Annotated in this window: 16 protein-coding genes; 14 read left to right on the top strand and 2 right to left on the bottom strand. The window is 37.8% G+C overall.

Features of this window, described 5'->3' with window-relative positions; all coding sequences use genetic code 11:
• The 5 genes from ACMZ6U_RS04885 to ACMZ6U_RS04865 form a co-directional block, all read left to right on the top strand.
• Window positions 1-1190, top strand: a 1190-nt coding sequence (locus tag ACMZ6U_RS04885) for a sensor histidine kinase (RefSeq protein ID WP_416106747.1), incomplete at its 5' end; no start/stop codon positions are given.
• A gap of 113 nt (window positions 1191-1303) precedes the next feature.
• A complete protein-coding gene (locus ACMZ6U_RS04880; protein WP_416106745.1) occupies window positions 1304-1867 on the top strand; it encodes a PepSY domain-containing protein in 564 nt (187 codons plus the stop codon).
• 55 nt (window positions 1868-1922) lie between these two features.
• A complete protein-coding gene (holA, locus tag ACMZ6U_RS04875; RefSeq protein ID WP_416106743.1) occupies window positions 1923-2969 on the top strand; it encodes a DNA polymerase III subunit delta in 1047 nt (348 codons plus the stop codon).
• 104 nt (window positions 2970-3073) lie between these two features.
• Complete coding sequence (gene sodA / locus ACMZ6U_RS04870) at window positions 3074-3679, top strand: superoxide dismutase SodA (protein WP_416106741.1); 606 nt, start codon at window positions 3074-3076, stop codon at window positions 3677-3679.
• 463 nt (window positions 3680-4142) lie between these two features.
• Window positions 4143-5213: a serine hydrolase gene (locus ACMZ6U_RS04865; RefSeq protein ID WP_416106751.1), complete on the top strand. Its 1071-nt coding sequence runs from the start codon at window positions 4143-4145 to the stop codon at window positions 5211-5213.
• A gap of 54 nt (window positions 5214-5267) precedes the next feature.
• Here ACMZ6U_RS04865 and queA read toward each other — a convergent pair whose 3' ends face one another.
• Complete coding sequence (gene queA / locus ACMZ6U_RS04860) at window positions 5268-6314, bottom strand: tRNA preQ1(34) S-adenosylmethionine ribosyltransferase-isomerase QueA (protein WP_416106739.1); 1047 nt, start codon at window positions 6312-6314, stop codon at window positions 5268-5270.
• A gap of 169 nt (window positions 6315-6483) precedes the next feature.
• Here queA and ACMZ6U_RS04855 point away from each other — a divergent pair, with 169 nt between their 5' ends.
• Entirely contained in the window at window positions 6484-7188 is a 705-nt protein-coding gene (locus ACMZ6U_RS04855) for a glucosamine-6-phosphate deaminase (RefSeq protein WP_416106737.1), read from the top strand.
• A gap of 46 nt (window positions 7189-7234) precedes the next feature.
• Here the strand turns inward: ACMZ6U_RS04855 and ACMZ6U_RS04850 are convergent, their stop codons facing one another.
• On the bottom strand, window positions 7235-8191 hold the full coding sequence (locus ACMZ6U_RS04850; protein ID WP_416106735.1) for a glutathione S-transferase family protein: 957 nt from the start codon (window positions 8189-8191) through the stop codon (window positions 7235-7237).
• Between the two features lie 103 nt (window positions 8192-8294).
• Between ACMZ6U_RS04850 and ACMZ6U_RS04845 the strand changes: the two genes are divergently transcribed.
• From ACMZ6U_RS04845 to alaS, 8 genes are all read left to right on the top strand, one after another.
• Window positions 8295-9008, top strand: a complete 714-nt coding sequence (locus ACMZ6U_RS04845) for a pseudouridine synthase (RefSeq protein ID WP_416106749.1) — start codon at window positions 8295-8297, stop codon at window positions 9006-9008.
• Window positions 9009-9068: 60 nt separating this feature from the next.
• Window positions 9069-10031 (top strand): competence protein CoiA, encoded by a 963-nt coding sequence (locus ACMZ6U_RS04840; protein WP_416106733.1) that lies wholly within the window; start codon window positions 9069-9071, stop codon window positions 10029-10031.
• Window positions 10028-11824 (top strand): oligoendopeptidase F, encoded by a 1797-nt coding sequence (gene pepF / locus ACMZ6U_RS04835; RefSeq protein ID WP_416106731.1) that lies wholly within the window; start codon window positions 10028-10030, stop codon window positions 11822-11824. The genes ACMZ6U_RS04840 and pepF overlap by 4 nt, the downstream gene beginning before the upstream one ends.
• Before the next feature lie 102 nt (window positions 11825-11926).
• Complete coding sequence (locus ACMZ6U_RS04830; RefSeq protein ID WP_416106729.1) at window positions 11927-12274, top strand: hypothetical protein; 348 nt, start codon at window positions 11927-11929, stop codon at window positions 12272-12274.
• Between the two features lie 519 nt (window positions 12275-12793).
• The gene (locus ACMZ6U_RS04825) at window positions 12794-13501 is read left to right on the top strand and encodes an O-methyltransferase (RefSeq protein WP_416106727.1); all 708 of its coding nucleotides are present in this window, start codon (window positions 12794-12796) and stop codon (window positions 13499-13501) included.
• 92 nt (window positions 13502-13593) lie between these two features.
• Entirely contained in the window at window positions 13594-14520 is a 927-nt protein-coding gene (locus ACMZ6U_RS04820) for a peptidyl-prolyl cis-trans isomerase (protein WP_416106725.1), read from the top strand.
• A 150-nt stretch (window positions 14521-14670) separates the two neighbouring features.
• Window positions 14671-15252: an LURP-one-related/scramblase family protein gene (locus ACMZ6U_RS04815; RefSeq protein WP_416106723.1), complete on the top strand. Its 582-nt coding sequence runs from the start codon at window positions 14671-14673 to the stop codon at window positions 15250-15252.
• A gap of 63 nt (window positions 15253-15315) precedes the next feature.
• Entirely contained in the window at window positions 15316-17934 is a 2619-nt protein-coding gene (gene alaS / locus ACMZ6U_RS04810) for an alanine--tRNA ligase (RefSeq protein WP_416106721.1), read from the top strand.
• The last annotated feature ends 35 nt before the right edge of the window (window positions 17935-17969 follow it).

Raw genomic sequence — 17969 nt, 5'->3', positions numbered from 1 at the left:
TATCGAATCATTTGTCTCATCAAGAAGATGATGATTTGCTTGAAGCATTAACGGATCATATTGCCCAGAGACAGCATTTTTGGACATTCCAAGATGATGATAATGATCGAATCTCATTGTCATCGCGTACTGAGAGTAGATTGAGTAAGCGCTCAGCACAAATTAGTGTTGAAGGTGAGAGGTATGTCATTCGACTGCAAAAATATTTTGGTATTTTGAAGAATGACCATATTAAACAGGGGAATTTATCAGTAGATAATACTTATTATGTGATTGCATTTGCCAATGTTACCCCTATCCATAACTGGCTGACAGGTGTGAATATCGTTTTGATGATACTCTTGGCTGTGATAGGAACGGTTCTTTTTATATTTATTCAATCAATTGCAAGGCAAATAACGGATGATATTGATTCCTTAACCACTTACTTAGGTGATATCGGTGTCAGAAGAAAGGGAAGAGTTCTACCTTTGTTTCGTTATCAAGAATTTCAAAGTATTGGAAAATCTGCCTTTCAAATGGATGATCTTATTCGTTTAAGCCAAGAAAGTCAGAAATTATTTTTTCAAAATGTTTCTCACGAATTACGAACTCCTCTGACTTCTATTCAAGGATATTCAGAAGGGTTAAAGACAGGACTGATTAATGATTCTCAAAAAGCTTTTGAAATGATCTATCAAGAAAGTTTAAAAATGTCACGATTGATTGATGATATTTTAATCTTGTCGAAAATTGAAGCTGATCCAAATAAGTTACATATTGAAAAACTTTCGTTAAATGATTTCCTTTATGATCTGTTATGGCAGTTTGATCTACAAATTAAATCTCGAAATTTAGAACTTATATTGGATTTCTCGGAAAGTTATTGTGATATAAGAGTTGATGAATCTTTATTTGAACGGGCAATATCAAATATTATAAATAATGCACTTCGTTATGCCAAACAAAAGATTACCATATCTTATGTCAAAAGTGACAATGACCTCATTTTGACTATTGGTAATGATGGACCTATTATTCAGACTGAAGAATTAAAGTATATTTTTGATAGATTTTACAAAGGCGATGGTGGAAACTTTGGAATTGGCTTATCAATGACCAAGGAAATCATTGAACAACATAGGGGCTCCATTACAGTTACATCCAGTCAAGAAGTGACTGAGTTTAACATAATATTACCTCAATATTAAATTGCCACATTTCTGCCACACTTTTGCCTCGAAATTTCCTAACATTTTATATGAAATAAGCTTATACTAAGATTATCAAATAAAGAAAAGAGGAATTACTGATGAAAAAAATTATGACTGTAATTGCAGCACTACTAGTTTTAGGTGGTATTGGAATAGGAGGTTATCACTTGTTTAGCGAATCTCAATTCTCTATTTCAGAATCTAGAGCAAAAGCAATTGCAATAAGAGATGCTAATTTAAATTCAAAAGAAATTACTAGGATTAAGATTGAAAAAGACATTGATGACGGAATGGCAGTTTATGAAATTGATTTAATGACTGTAGAGGGTGAGTACGAGTACACTATCGATGGCAAAACAGGTGATATCGTTACGCGTGATGCAGAACTATCATCTATACTTCAAGAGTCATCACAAGAATCATCATCGGCAATATCGCATTCGGCATCTGCCAAATTATCAGTTGATGAAGCTAAAGCAAAAGTACTAGAAGACGCAGGGCTAGGAGCATCAGAAGTGACAAATATGCTTGTTGAAAATGATACAGAAAATGGTGTCCCAAAATATGATATTGAATTTGATGATGTCGCTAATAAACGTGAATATAGTTACACTGTTAATGCTGAAACAGGTGAGATAACAAAACGTTCTAGCGAACTGCTTGATAATAATTAAAACCTATGAAAAGGCTATCGTCGTCAGATGTTAGCCTTTTTGATATAATAATGTCATGATTGTAATGGAAGAAATTGAAAAATTAAGCTTAAAAGGATTGCCCCAAATTAGCGTGGTTACAGGTGAGGATTTAGGACAGTATAGCCAGTTGAAGGAGCTTTTGCTCAGGCAAATCGGCTATGACCCAGCAGACTTAAACATGGCTTATTTTGATTTAAGTGATGTTCCTTATAGCACTGCTGCTATGGATTTGGAGAGCTTGTCCTTTTTTGCGGAAGAAAAAGTTGTTATTTTGGACCAATTTTTAGATCTGACAACGGCTAAAAAATCTTACCTTTCAGACAAGGAGCTTAAGCAGTTTGAAGCTTATGTGGAAAATCCTGTTGACACAACACGTCTCATTATTTTTGCCCCAGGAAAGTTAGATGGTCGTAGTCGACTCGTCAAGTTATTAAAGAGAGACGTTCGTATTTTTGAAGCTAATCCCCTGAAAGAAAATGAACTTAGGACTTATCTACAAGAGTATGCTAAAAATCATGCCCTTCATTTTGAAGCTGAAGCACTAGAAGCCTTATTAGTCAAATCTAATTTTGATTTTTCTGATAGCTTGAAAAATATGGCTTTTTTAGAAACCTATAAAAAACAAGGGTTAATCATAGTTGATGATATTCAAGAAGCTATTCCAAAAACGCTTCAAGATAACATTTTTGATTTAACAAAACTGATTTTAAATCGCCAAGTTGATGCTGTCCGTGAATTGGTCCGTGATTTACGCTTGCAGGGAGAGGATGATGTCAAACTCATCGCTGTTATTCTAGGTCAGTTTCGAATGTTCTTACAGGTTAACTTACTAGCCAAGCAAGGAAAAACAGAGCAAGATATCGTTCAAGAATTGTCTGATTTGATGGGACGAAAAGTCAATCCCTATCAAGTAAAATTTGCACTGAGAGATTCTGGTTCACTCAGTCTTCATTTTTTACAGAAGGCACTTATTCATCTTATCGAAACCGATTATCAAATTAAACAGGGAATATTTGAAAAAGAGTATCTTTTTGAAGTAGCGCTCTTAAAAATCATGACTGATCAAAAAATAAATATATAGACTTCTAAATAGGACAGTTGCTAGAATGCCTAAACAAACTGCTTGAAAGCATTCTCAAAAAGCGATAGAATAAGAGTATCAAATAAATGAAAGAGGTTACTAACATGGCAATTACATTACCAGAACTTCCATATGCTTACAATGCACTTGAGCCACATTTTGATGCGGAGACAATGACACTTCATCATGACAAACACCATGCAACATATGTTAATAACGCCAATGCTGCTTTGGAAAAACATCCTGAAATTGGGGAAGACCTCGAAGCGCTCTTGTCAGACGTCAACAGTATTCCAGAAGACATTCGTCAAGCATTGATCAACAATGGTGGTGGACATCTTAACCATGCCCTTTTCTGGGAGCTTCTTTCACCAGAAAAAACAGAAATCACTGAAGATGTGAAAGTAGCGATTGATGAAGCGTTTGGTTCATTCGACGCTTTCCAAGAAAAATTCACTGCAGCAGCGACAACGCGTTTTGGTTCAGGTTGGGCTTGGTTAGTGGTTAATGCTGACGGCAAACTTGAAGTAACATCAACACCAAACCAAGATACCCCACTTATGGAAGGTAAAAAACCAATCCTAGGACTTGATGTTTGGGAGCATGCTTACTACCTTAACTACCGCAATGTACGTCCAAACTACATCAAAGCTTTCTTTGAAATCATCAACTGGAACAAAGTTGACGAACTGTACAAAGCAGCTAAATAGTCTAGGCCAAGGAGCAGGAAGACCTGCTCTTTTTTGTGTTACTTCAAAACTGAAAGGCTATAGACATTTGAAAATTTATACTGATTTTAATTTAAAATCTGAATATAGAATTATGGTTCGAGTCTCCTTATCCTAGTAAATCGTCCAGATTTACACCTTGTACTTAAATGGTTTCAGATTTAGATTTTCATTGAGTATTATCAAAACACTTCATACTTATTGGATTTCAAAATCTGAAAATACTTTTATTTCTTTTGTTAAGAACGATTACCATAAGATAGTAAACTTAAGGCTACTTTCAATAAAAAAGAACCTAATCTCGATTTTTACTGTCTCTTAAACTTCTTATGGAAAAACTGAAAAATTGGTAAAAATTTCCTCGAAACAATTGAAAAATGTTAATTTTCCTTTATAATAATTAGAGGTTAGGGGAACAATTGTGAATTTAAAACGTATTAATCAAATGTTATTAGGTGCTATCTTAGTGAGCTTTGTCTTGTTATTGATTGTTGGCTTTGAAGACTATATTAAGCCTCTTTTTACTGAGAAAAGTAAAACAGAGCAACATGCTAAAACGCCCTCAAGTAGTCGACATAGAAAAACATCTAGTAAACTATCGAAGACAAAAAAGCAGGATTTTCCTGAAAAAAGTCAAGAGAAAAAAGATATCGCACAATTAGCTGATTCTGGTATCATGGCTACCTACGGTCTAACCTTTGATTACGCCCATATGACTCTTCCAGAAGTAGTCATAGCTTACATGGATTTTCAAGGCATAGATCATACTAATATTGCTTTTTCTTATAAGGATTTAACAACTGGTAAAACATATGCTCTAAATGATACACAGTCAATGACAGCTGGTTCAACTTATAAATTACCACTAAATATGTTAGTTGTTGATAAAGTTGCCAAAGATGAGTTGTCCATGACAGAGCGGTTTGATATTACAGATACAACCTATGAGTATAAGCCAGAACACGATTCTTACGTCGCTGCATTTAATGGGGCTATGTCAATTCCTGAAATGCAGGAGTACTCACTTGTCTATTCTGAAAATACCCCAGCTTATGCTCTAGCAGAACGACTTGGAGGGATGATCAAGGCTTATAAGAAATTGGGGCGCTATGGTGAATCAAAAGCCAACATAAAGACGATTAGACGCGAAGGTAACAAGACAACAACTGATTATTATATCCAAGTCTTAGATTACCTATGGCATCATCAAAAGAAATATAAAGATATTCTTTACTATATTGACCAGTCATTTCCTGGACAATACTATGAAACCTATCTATCGCCTGATGTTCAAGTCTATCAGAAGCCTGGCTATGTTCGTGAAGCCTTGAATATTGATGCTATTGTGATGGAGGAGAATCCCTATATGGTTGCTCTTTATACCCGTTATCTTGGAGGGTCTGATGAAAATTCAGAAGAGATAAATCCATATGGTTATAATCAGTTAACACAAGTTGCCTATGTGATAAACCAGTGGCATCGTGTTAATATGAATGGTTTGCAAGACAATACATAGATAAAACTAAAAAACGAAGTTGGATTATCCAACTTCGTTTTTTAGATGGTTACATTAGTCTTCTTTATAAGAACGTTTGAGGAACATGGCATCTCCAAAGCTAAAGAAACGGTATTTATTCTCAACAGCATGCTTATAGGCGTCGAGTATAAAGTCCCGACCAGCAAAGGCTGCTACCAGCATGACTAGAGTAGATTTTGGCAAGTGGAAATTGGTCGAGAAGGCATCCACGACAGTAAAGTGATACCCAGGTTTGATGAAGATATTAGTCCAGCCAGAGTCAGCTTTTAACTTGCCGTTGAATTTGTTCCCAATGGTCTCTAAGGTACGGATGGAGGTTGTCCCAACGGCAACAATTCGACCACCTTCAAGTTTGACCTGATTAAGTGTGTGGGCAGCTTCTTGGCTGAGTTGGTAAAATTCCGAATGCATCTCGTGTTCATCGACATTATCGACTGATACAGGACGAAAGGTTCCAAGGCCAACATGGAGAGTCAAATAGACTAACTTAACACCTTTGGCTTCGATTTTTTCTAGGAGCTCCGGTGTGAAATGAAGACCAGCAGTAGGTGCGGCAGCAGAGCCATTTTCTTTAGCATAAACGGTTTGGTAGCGATCGCGATCATCTAATTTTTCATGAATGTAAGGAGGAAGCGGCATTTCTCCTAAACTTTCTAGCACTTCTAGGAAAATTCCATCATAAGAAAAGCGAACAATGCGGCCACCATGCTCAAGTTCTTCAATCACTTCTGCCATGAGGCGTCCATCGCCAAAAGAAACAGTTGAACCAACCTTAAGACGTTTGGCAGGCTTAGCTAGTACTTCCCAGTCATCTCCAGAAGTATTTTTTAGGAGTAGACATTCAACATGACCATGAGTATCTGGTTTTTCGCCATAAAGTCGAGCTGGAAGAACGCGCGTGTTATTCATGACCAAGGCATCTCCAGGATTAAGCTGGTCAATGATGTGGTCGAAGTGTGTGTCGGTCATTTCCTTTGTTACGGGATCTAAAACCAGAAGTTTAGAACTATCACGTTTTTCGAGAGGGGTCTGTGCGATTAACTCTTCTGGCAAATCAAAATCAAAATCCTTAGTATTCATAAGTCTCCTTAATTATTTTATAGTCTTGTCTTAAAACAGCATTCTTATTGTAACACTACTTACCTTATTTGTTTAGTCATAGGGTTGAAATTCTTCACTTGACAAAAATTGGTCTATACCATATACTAGAAGTATAAATTGATATAGACCAATTATAAGGAGGAAAGAGATGAAAGTCATTACCGTCAAAAATGCTCAAGAAGGTGGTAAAATTGCTTTTACATTATTAAAAGAGAAAATGGCTCAAGGTATCCAAACCCTTGGCTTAGCAACAGGATCAAGCCCAGAAACGTTTTATGAGGAAATTCGTCAATCTGATTTGGATTTTTCGCAAATGACTAGCATTAATCTTGACGAGTATGTGGGATTAGATGAAGCTAATGACCAGTCTTATGCTTATTTTATGAAGAAGCACCTCTGTGAGACTAAACCGTTCAAAATGTCTTATCTGCCCGATGGTAAAGCTATGGATTTAGAAGCTGCAGCTAAAGATTATGATCGTATTATTACCGAAAATCCTATCGATTTCCAAATTTTAGGAATTGGTCGTAATGGTCATATTGGTTTTAACGAACCAGGAACACCGTTTGATGAGACGACTCACATCGTCGATTTAGCACCTTCAACTATTGAAGCTAACAGTCGTTTCTTTGACAGTATTGACCAAGTCCCAAAACAGGCTATGTCTATGGGGATTGCTTCTATTATGTCCTCAAAAACCATTGTTTTATTGGCTTTTGGTGCAGAAAAAGCTGACGCTATTAAAGGAATGGTAGAAGGACCAGTTACTGAAGATTTGCCAGGTAGTGTTTTGCAAAATCATAATGATGTTATTGTCATTGTCGATGAAGCAGCAGCAAGCAAATTAGCCTAATCAAAAAAATCCCAGTCTCAATGAACAGGCTGGGATTTGTCATATTTTAAAGTGTCCAGTCAATCTCTGGACCGGTAGGGATAATACCGTTAGGATTGATGGTCTTGTGGCTGCCATAATAATGCGTTTTGATGTGGTCGAAATCAACGGTGTCAGCAATTCCTGGAAAGTTGTAGATACGTTTGGTATATTCCCATAGATTTGGATAATCTACTAGACGTTTGAGATTGCATTTGAAATGACCAAAGTAGACAGGATCAAATCGAACCAAGGTTGTAAAGAGTCTGATATCTGCTTCTGTTAGGCGGTCGCCAACCAACCAGTCTTGAGAAGCTAGACGGTTTTCTAACTGATCGAGTCCAGAAAAGAGGTTTTGTAACTCTTTTTCATAGACGGCTTGTTCCGTAGCAAAACCAGTCTTATAAACCCCATTATTGACCTTATCGTAGACCAAGTCATTGATGGCATCGATCTCAGGGCGAAGCTCTTTGGGATAATAATCATCGGTATTACCAGTCATACCATTAAAAGCGGTATTGAACATGCGGATGATGTCAGAAGATTCGTTGCTGACGATGGTTTCAGTCTGTTTGTCCCAAAGCACTGGAACTGTTACGCGGCCAGAATAGTTGGGATCAGCTTTCAAATAGACTTGATACATGTACTGGTTATTAAAGAGGGAATCAGAAATAACACCCGGGTAATCGTCAAAAGTCCAGCCATATTTAAGCATGTAAGGATTGACGATGGAAAGGCTAATGTGTTCTTCTAAACCTTTGAGTTTGCGCATGATAAGCGTTCTGCTAGCCCAAGGACAGGCTAACGAGATATAGAGGTGGTAGCGACCAGATTCAGCTTTGAAGCCTTTTTTACCTGTTGGTCCTGCACAGCCATCAGCGGTTACCCAGTTTCGGAATTGAGCTTGAGAGCGGACGAATTTACCGCCCGTTGATTTGGTATCGTACCATTTATCTTGCCATCGACCGTCTACTAAAAGTCCCATGAGTATTCTCCTTTTTTGTGTTACTAGTTAGTAGTATATCATTAAAAGCTAGAGATGGCTAATGAAAGCCTTTGAATATCAAAAACTATGGTAAACTATGCTTATGCGTTTAGATACATTATTAAGCCAAAAAGGATTTGGTTCACGTAATCAGATCAAAAAATTATTAAAAAGCCGGCAAGTTAGTATTGATGGTATCAAGATGATAGAGACTAACCAAATCGTTGATGCTAGGGTTCAAGATATTAGGGTTTCGGGAAAAAGAGTTGAGGATGATTCCTTGGTCTATTATCTTTTGCATAAACCAGCAGGTGTCGTAACGGCTAACAGGGATCTGAATCATCAGACGGTACTTGATTTGATTGCTCCTAAAGATCGAAAGAAAGGTCTGTATCCTGTGGGACGCTTGGATCGTGATACCGAAGGGTTGGTTTTGCTTACCAACAATGGCCCTCTTGGTTTTCGGCTGTTGCATCCAAAACATCATGTGACCAAGACATACTTCGTTGAGGTGAATGGATTTTTAGATACTGATGCGCCAGAATTCTTTAAAGCAGGTGTCACTTTTTTAGATGGGACAAAATGTCAACCAGCGGATTTAGACATTTTAGAGGCAAGTCCGACCTTAAGTAAGGCTAAATTAAGGATCAGAGAAGGGAAATTTCATCAGGTTAAGAAGATGTTTCTAGTTTATGGGCTTAAAGTTGTCTATCTGAAACGAATTGCTTTTGGTGACTTTGACTTAGGAGACTTACCTGTAGGACATTATAGACCGTTGGATAAAAAGGAGCTTGTTGAACTTTTCTCGAAAATATAAGAAAGTCATTGTCATTTTGGCAATGCTTTTTTCGAATAGACAGATAGTAGGGGGGAGTTTATGTTAATTGCAAAAACATCTAGTGGTCAGTTGGTCAGGGCATTTGATGCTGTTTTGACTGAGAAAAAACACTTTTGTCCTGCTTGTTTGGGACCGGTCCGTCTTAAAAAAGGAGCGGTTAAAATTTGGCATTTTGCTCATCTTTCAACAAAAGCTTGTCGATTTAGTTTGGAGAATGAATCAGCTGAACATTTATCCTTGAAAGCTAAACTTTTTGGATCTTTGTCTCGTTATCATCTTGTTGAAATTGAAAAATACTTTGCTAACTATCAACAGATAGCAGATATTTTTATAAGGCCCAAATTAGTATTGGAAGTGCAGTGTTCTCCCATTAGTGCTCAAAAACTGAAAGAGAGAACGGCTTTCTATCACAAACAAGGACTTTATCCGATATGGTTATTTGGAGAGAAGTTATGGTTGAAAAAGCGTTTATCTGCCTTTCAGAGAGAGGTTCTTTCTTATAATGAGCGACTGGGTTTTTATTTCTGGGAATTGGATAATGCTAAAGCAGAATTACGATTACATTATTTAATTCATGAAAAATTAAACGGTGAACTGGTTTATTTAACGAAATCATGCTCTTTTTCAAATGATATCATGACATTATTATGCTTTCCTTTTCAAAAAATGAAACTACAACGTTTGTCTTGTTCTTGCATGCCAGATCCTCAAAACTTCGTCCAAAAACAACTTTTTTATAAAAATCCTAGGTGGTTAAAAGAGCAGGAACAAGCTTATCAGCGTGGTGATAACTTGTTAACACAAGAAATGGACTATTTTTTTCCACAAATCAAGCCAGCACGTGTCAACTGTCAGAATTATCCTAATCCGAAAGAGCTTGAAGGCTATTATAAGACATTTGAGTTTTATTATAAAAATCAAGGCGTGAAAACGGTTCAGACCCTATATTCGCCAATCTTTTATGATAAAATGGTAGAAAAACGAACAAGGAGATTGACATGACAGATAACCGTAGCCATCTGAAGGAAGAAGAAACTTGGGATTTAAGCACTATTTTTGAGACAGATCAAGCTTGGGAAGTGGAACGTCAAGCCTTAGAAAACGATTTGAAAGCTTCTCAAAATGATGCGGGGCACCTTTTGGATTCAGCCAAAAGCTTATTAGATATTACAGAAAATTCTTTAGCTTTGATGCGTCGTTTAGAGACATTATACGTCTATGCTTCCATGAAAAATGACCAAGATACGACAATCGCAGTTTATCAAGAGATGGAAGCCAAGGCGACGGCCTTATCATCTCTTTATAGTCAGACCTTTGCTTTTTATGAGCCAGAATTTTTGGCTATCACTAAAGAACAGTTGGAAAACTATAAAGGTGAAGAGCCAGGCCTTCTTGCTTATGGCCATTATTTTGAAAAATTGTTGGCAGCTAAAGACCATGTCCTATCGCAGGAAGTAGAAGAGTTGTTAGCTGGTGCTTCTGAAATTTTTGGTTCAGCAGCTGAAACCTTCTCTATTTTTGATAATGCTGATGTCACCTATCCTTGGGTAACCAATGATGAGGGAGAATTGGTCGAATTAACCCACGGTAACTTTATCAGCCTTATGGAATCTAAAAATCGTGACGTTCGTAAGGGTGCCTATGAAGCCTATTATGGTGTTTATGAGCAGTTTCAGCATACTTATGCTAAAACCCTTCAAACCAACGTTAAGGTGCATAATTACAAGGCTAAAGTGCGTGGCTATGAGTCTGCTCGCCAAGCGGCTCTTTCAGCAAACTTTATTCCTGAGTCTGCCTATGACACTTTGTTAGCTGTTGTCAATAAGCATTTACCGCTTCTTCATCGCTATATGAAACTGCGTCAGGAGCTATTAGGAATGGATGACCTAAAAATGTACGATGTCTATACGCCACTGTCAGAGCATGATATGGCGATTACTTATCCAGAAGCTCTTGAAAAGTCCCGTCAAGTGTTAACGGTATTTGGTAAAGATTATAGCGACCGCGTTGACCGTGCTTTCTCAGAGCGTTGGATTGATGTACATGTTAATAAAGGGAAACGTTCGGGTGCCTATTCAGGCGGTTCTTACGATACCAATGCCTTTATGTTGCTCAACTGGCAAGATACTTTAGACAATCTTTATACGCTTATTCATGAAACAGGCCATAGTCTGCATTCGACCTTTACACGTGAGAATCAGCCTTATGTTTATGGGGATTATAGCATTTTCTTAGCTGAAATTGCCTCAACGACCAATGAAAATATTTTGACCGAAACCCTCTTAGAAGAAGTGACTGATGATAAAGAACGTTTTGCTATCCTTAATCATTATTTGGATGGTTTTAAAGGAACAATCTTCCGTCAAACACAATTCGCTGAGTTTGAACTAGCTATCCACCAAGCTGATCAAGAAGGGCAAGTCTTGACTAGCGACTTCCTCAATAAGACTTATGCTGATTTGAATGAGAAGTATTATGGATTATCAGCTGAGGACAACCATGAGATTCAGTTTGAATGGGCTCGTATCCCACATTTCTACTATAATTTCTACGTTTATCAATACGCGACAGGGTTTGCGGCTGCTTCTTATCTAGCAGATCGTATTGTTCATGGAACAGACAAAGATCGTGATAACTACTTAGACTATCTCAAAGCTGGTAATTCGGACTATCCTCTTAATGTTATTGCCAAAGCAGGTGTTGACATGACTAGTGTAGACTATCTCGAAGGAGCTTTTAAAGTCTTTGAAGAACGTTTAGAAGAATTAGAAAAGTTAGTCACAAAACTAAGTTAACCTAAAGGTCAAGATAAAGGAGGACTGATGGTCGTGGTAAGTTCGATACTTGGGAGTCTCTTAAAAGACCAATCTCTTGTTTTAAAAAAAGTAGAGAAGCCCATGACGATTTTAAAAAAGAAAAAAGGTCATTTTTACGTCAAAGGTCATCCCAAGGAGAAGTTAACGGTTGCTCAATTGACTTTTAATCCCCCCTTACCATATTCTGGTCCAGGTGTGTCGAAAGGTGCAGTAGCTGGTGCAGGGGCTTACGCTATCTTGGGGAAAGATCGCTTAAAAGGTGCTATTATTGGGGATTGGTTAGAAAAACGCAGGCAAGGAAGTACTCCTAGCTCAGATGTTCATCGTATGTTCTTGGTTCTAGAGTCAGAAGATGAGCATCAAGAAACGATTGACATGAGAGTTCAGCAGGATTCAGCCATTAAGATAGACCGATTTTTTAGGGAATAAGAGTAACTCTAGCATGAAAAAGTTGAAAAATGCTCGGTGTTTCCACTTATCCTCTTTTCTTTAGGCGTTATCAAAACCATGCTAGATGGAGTCTGACTATATCGCTATAAATGTCAGATAAGAAATTGAAGAGGGTGGCTTTTGTCCTACCTCTTCTTTAATACCCACAGATTGATTTATTTTTTGAATCAGGAGAATGATTATGGAAATACGGACGATTTCATTGCAGGGTGAGACTGCTTTTAGAGCCTTTCAAGATTTACTATTAGAAGAAAAGCAAGATGGAAATCAATGTCATTAAGTTAAGGGCACCTTTAAAAACTTCAAGTAGTTATTAGACGTGCCCTTATAAAAGATTCTACAATAAAAATCAATATGTTGTGTATTTTTTATAGAAGGCATAATATATTGTGCTTCGGCATTTTTGTTTCTAGTTGATTAAACTTAGTAGATTCTGACTGACATAATTGATATATCAGCTTTCTTGACATTTACCTAGGCATAAAATATACTAAGCCTATGGTAGAAAGTTATTCACAAAATGCAAATCACAATATGAGACGTCCTGTTGTCAAAGAAGAGGTTGTCGATTATATGCGAAGTCACTTATTAGAAAACCAAGGTCATTTAGCAGAAATCGAAGCTTTTGCCCATGAGCATAATATCCCAATTATTCAGCACGAAGTCGTTGCATATTTCCGTTTGCTAATGCAGTCTTTGGAGCCGAAGAATATCTTGGAGGTTGGTACAGCAATTGGTTTTTCAGCACTTTTAATGGCAGAATTTGCACCAAAAGCACACATCACAACCATTGATCGTAATCCCGAGATGATTAGCCTAGCCAAGGAAAACTTTGATAAATACGATAGTCGTAAGCAAATTACTCTTTTGGAGGGTGATGCGGTTGATGTTATCAATGATTTAGATCAAGACTATGATTTTGTCTTTATGGATTCAGCGAAATCTAAGTATATTGTTTTCTTGCCGGAGATTCTCAAGCATGTTAAAAAAGGTGGCATTATTGTCTTTGATGATATTTTCCAAGGAGGGGACATTGCAAAGCCAATAGACGATGTTCGTCGTGGTCAAAGAACAATTTACCGTGGGCTACACCGTTTATTTGATAAGACACTCAGACATCCGGGGCTAACAGCTAGCTTGATTCCTATGAGTGATGGTCTTTTGATGCTTAGAAAAAATGATGATGAAGTCATTCTTGCAGATTAAGTCACAATTAAGATAACTTATGCTATAATGTAAACTGTTAATGAGAGTAATCCAAATGAGATTAGCTCTCTTTTAAAGGAGTTCTATTTAAAATGAAAAAACAAACAAAACTTTACACAGGTGTTATTACCTTGATGTCTATCTTGACTTTAGCAGCCTGTTCACAAGAAGCTAGTCCTAAGGATAAACTTGTTACCATGAAGGGTGATGCTATTACAGTTTCTGATTTTTATAAACAGGCAAAGGATACAACTGCTGGGCAACAAGCTATGCTAACCCTTGTTTTAGATCGTGTTTTTGAAGATCAATTTGGCGATAAGGTTAGTGATAAGGAAGTAACGACAGCTTATAATGAGCAAGTTGATGCTTACGGATCTAATTTTTCTGCCGCTTTAACATCCGCTGGTATGACTGAAGAAACCTATAAGCAGCAAATTCGTGTGGAAAAATTAATTGAATACGCTGTGGAACAGGCAGCTAAAAAAGAAGTGACTGATGAGAGTTTACAAAAAGCTTATGAAACCTATACACCTGAGATCAGCGCTCAAGTGATAAAATTAGATGATGAAGAAAAAGCAAAATCAACTCTTGAACAAGTAAAAGCTGAGGGCGCTGATTTTGCAAAGATTGCTAAGGAAAACTCAACTGAAGAAACGGTTGACTATAAATTTGACTCATCTGATAACACCTTACCAACGGAAGTTAGAGACGCTGCTTTCAAGCTTAAAGAAGGTGAGATATCAGAAGTCGTTCAATCAACTGATATAACAACTTATCAGCCAACATACTACATCGTTAAAACAACGAAAAAAGAAGCTAAGAATCCAGATTGGAAAACCTATAAAAAACGTTTAACCGAAACGATTCTTAATGAGAAAAAAGCTGATTCAAGTTTCCAAAACAAGGTTATCGCAGCTGCTCTTGAAAAAGCTAATGTTAAAATTAAAGATCAAAGCTTTAGTAATATTCTTTCCAACTATAATACAACAGAGTCAAGTAGCTCAAGCTCTGATAAGTAGGATTCTTGACCTTAGCCTCAGAAATCAGTATAATAATGCTTGTAAGAATAACTTTTTAAAAACTTCTTCAGAAAGCTGATGGTTGCTGTGAATCAGTGAAGTTTGAAAAGTTTGCTACTTACTCTAGAACAATTTGACATATCAAAGAGAATGACAAGTTCATTGAATGAAGGTGGTACCGCGGTTTTTCGCCCTTCGTTTGGTGGACTTGTCTTATGTTTAGGGGGAAATCCTATGAAGATCTTTCAAGTGAAACAAAAATTCCTATCCTTAGGAGGTCATTTTACGATCTCTGATGACCTAGGTATAGCAAGTTATCAAGTTGAAGGTTCCTTTCTAAAAATTCCCAAAACGTTTACCATATCAGATATGCAGGGCCGAAAAGTCAGTCGAATTGAAAAGAAACCGATTAGTTTTTTACCCCAATTTGATATTATTCTAGCAGACGGGACTAGCTTTACCATTAAGAAAGGCTTGACTTTCTTTAAATCCCGTTATCACGTCCAAGATTTGGACATGACTGTTAAAGGCAATCTCTGGGACTTGAATTTTAGCTTACAAAAAGGTGGCCATGAGCTTGCTACTATTAGCCAAAATTTAAGGCATCTTACTTCTACTTATACTGTGGACGTTTACGATGAAAACTATAGTGATTTAGTCATTTCTTTAGTGATTGCCATCGATTATGTCAAAGAACAAAAAGCTGCACAAAGATCAGCTAATTCAATCTAAATGTTTAGGCATGAATATTACCTTATCGATATCAACCCTTAACTAACTCAAAAAGGAGAAATAATGAAAGCATTATCGTCAGCTCAAATTCGCCAAATGTGGCTTGATTTTTGGAAATCAAAAGGTCACTCCGTGGAACCATCAGCTAACTTGGTTCCAGTAAATGATCCGACCCTACTTTGGATTAACTCTGGTGTTGCAACCCTTAAAAAATACTTTGATGGTTCTGTTATTCCAGAAAATCCCCGCATTACCAATGCTCAAAAATCGATTCGTACCAACGATATTGAAAATGTTGGTAAAACCGCTCGTCACCATACAATGTTTGAAATGCTTGGAAACTTTTCAATTGGTGATTATTTCCGTGATGAAGCGATTGAATGGGGCTTTGAACTCTTAACAAGCCCAGAATGGTTTGCTTTTCCAAAAGAAAAACTTTATATGACCTACTATCCTGAAGATAAGGATTCATACAACCGTTGGATTGCTTTAGGAGTAGAACCAGAACACCTTATCCCATTGGAGGAAAACTTCTGGGAAATCGGTGCTGGACCATCTGGACCAGATACTGAAATTTTCTTTGACCGAGGGGAAGATTTTGATCCTGAAAATATTGGGATCCGTCTTCTTGAAGAAGATTTGGAAAATGACCGTTATATCGAAATCTGGAATATCGTCTTGTCTCAATTTAATGCGGATCCAGAAGTGCCACGTTCTGAGTACAAAGAATTACCAAATAAAAATATTGATACGGGGGCTGGTTTAGAGCGCTTAGCGGCAATTTTCCAAGGGGCTAAAACTAACTTTGAAACAGACCTCTTCATGCCAATTATCAATGAAGTGGAAAAACTATCTGGAAAAACTTACGATCCAGATGGCGATAACATGAGCTTTAAAGTTATCGCAGACCACATTCGTGCCCTTTCCTTTGCTATCGGAGATGGTGCTCTTCCTGGAAATGAAGGTCGTGGTTATGTCCTTCGTCGTTTGCTTCGTCGTGCTGTTATGCATGGTCGTCGTCTTGGTATCACTGATGCTTTCCTTTACAAACTTGTTCCAACAGTTGGTCACATCATGGAAAGCTATTATCCTGAAGTTCTTGAAAAACGAGACTTTATCGAAAAAATCGTTAAACGTGAAGAAGAAACTTTTGCACGTACCATCGATGCTGGTACAGGTCACTTGGAAGATCTTTTGGCTAATCTTAAAGCCGCTGGTAAGGATACCCTTGACGGCAAAGACATCTTCAAACTCTATGATACTTATGGATTCCCAGTAGAATTAACAGAAGAGTTAGCTGAAGACGCTGGCTACAAAATTGACCACGCTGGCTTCAAAGCTGCCATGAAAGAACAGCAAGACCGTGCGCGTGCGGCGGTTGTCAAAGGTGGTTCAATGGGTATGCAAAACGAAACTCTTGCTGGTATCACCGAACCTTCTGAATTTGTTTACTATGTGGATAGCTTAGAATCAAAACTGTCAGTTATTGTTGTGGACAATGAGCGTTCAGAAGTCGTTTCTGAAGGCCAAGCCCTTCTGGTATTTGACAAGACTCCTTTCTATGCTGAAATGGGGGGACAGGTTGCTGACCATGGTGTCATCAAAAATGACAAAGGCAATATCGTTGCCAAAGTGACTGATGTTCAAAAAGCACCAAATGGTCAAGCGCTTCATACTGTTGAAGTCCTTACAAGCCTTGCAACTGGCACAAACTACTCACTTGAAATTGACAAAGACCGTCGCTTATCAGTTGAGAAAAATCACACAGCGACTCACTTGCTTCATGCAGCTCTTCATAATGTTATCGGTGAACATGCGACTCAGGCTGGTTCTTTGAATGAAGAAGGCTTCCTACGTTTTGACTTTACTCACTTTGAAGCTGTTACATCAGATCAACTTCGTCAGCTTGAAACAGAGGTCAACGAGCAAATCTGGAATGCGATTGCTGTTCAAACTGTTGAAACTGATGTGGATACGGCTAAAGAGATGGGAGCTATGGCCCTCTTTGGTGAAAAATACGGTAAAGTTGTTCGTGTCGTTACCATTGGTGACTATTCTGTCGAACTTTGTGGTGGTACACACGTGTCAAATACTTCTGAGATTGGTCTCTTCAAGATCGTTAAAGAAGAAGGTATCGGATCAGGTACTCGTCGTATCTCGGCAGTGACTGGTAAAGAAGCTTTTCAAGCCTTCCGTGACCGCGAAGATGCTTTAAAAGCTGTTGCTCAGACACTTAAAGTACCTCAAATGGATCAAGTACCAAATAAAGTGAATAGCCTCAACGAACAAGTTCGTGAGCTTCAAAAAGAAAATGCTGAGCTTAAAGAAAAAGCAGCAGCAGCTCAGGCAGGTGATGTCTTTAAAGATGTCAAAGAAAGCTCAGGTGTGCGCTACATTGCTACTCAAGTTGAAGTGGCAGACGCAGGTGCCCTTCGTACATTTGCTGATAACTGGAAACAAAAAGACTACTCTGATGTCCTTGTTCTTGTGGCAAGTATTGGAGAGAAGGTCAATGTTCTTGTAGCAAGCAAATCAAAAGACATCCATGCCGGAAATACAATTAAAGCCCTTGCTCCTATCGTAGCAGGTCGTGGTGGTGGTAAACCAGACATGGCCATGGCTGGAGGATCAGATGCTTCTAAAATGGCTGACTTATTAGCAGCAGTGCCAAAGCAGTTCTAATCAGACGCTTAAACCAAGTTCATGTTGAGCTTGGT

The sequence above is a fragment of the Streptococcus pluranimalium genome (assembly GCF_047785745.1).
Classification (GTDB): Bacteria; Bacillota; Bacilli; order Lactobacillales; family Streptococcaceae; genus Streptococcus; species Streptococcus pluranimalium_B.
The sequence above is the reverse complement of the archived record's forward strand: the minus strand, read 5'-3'. Positions and strand labels throughout refer to the sequence as shown.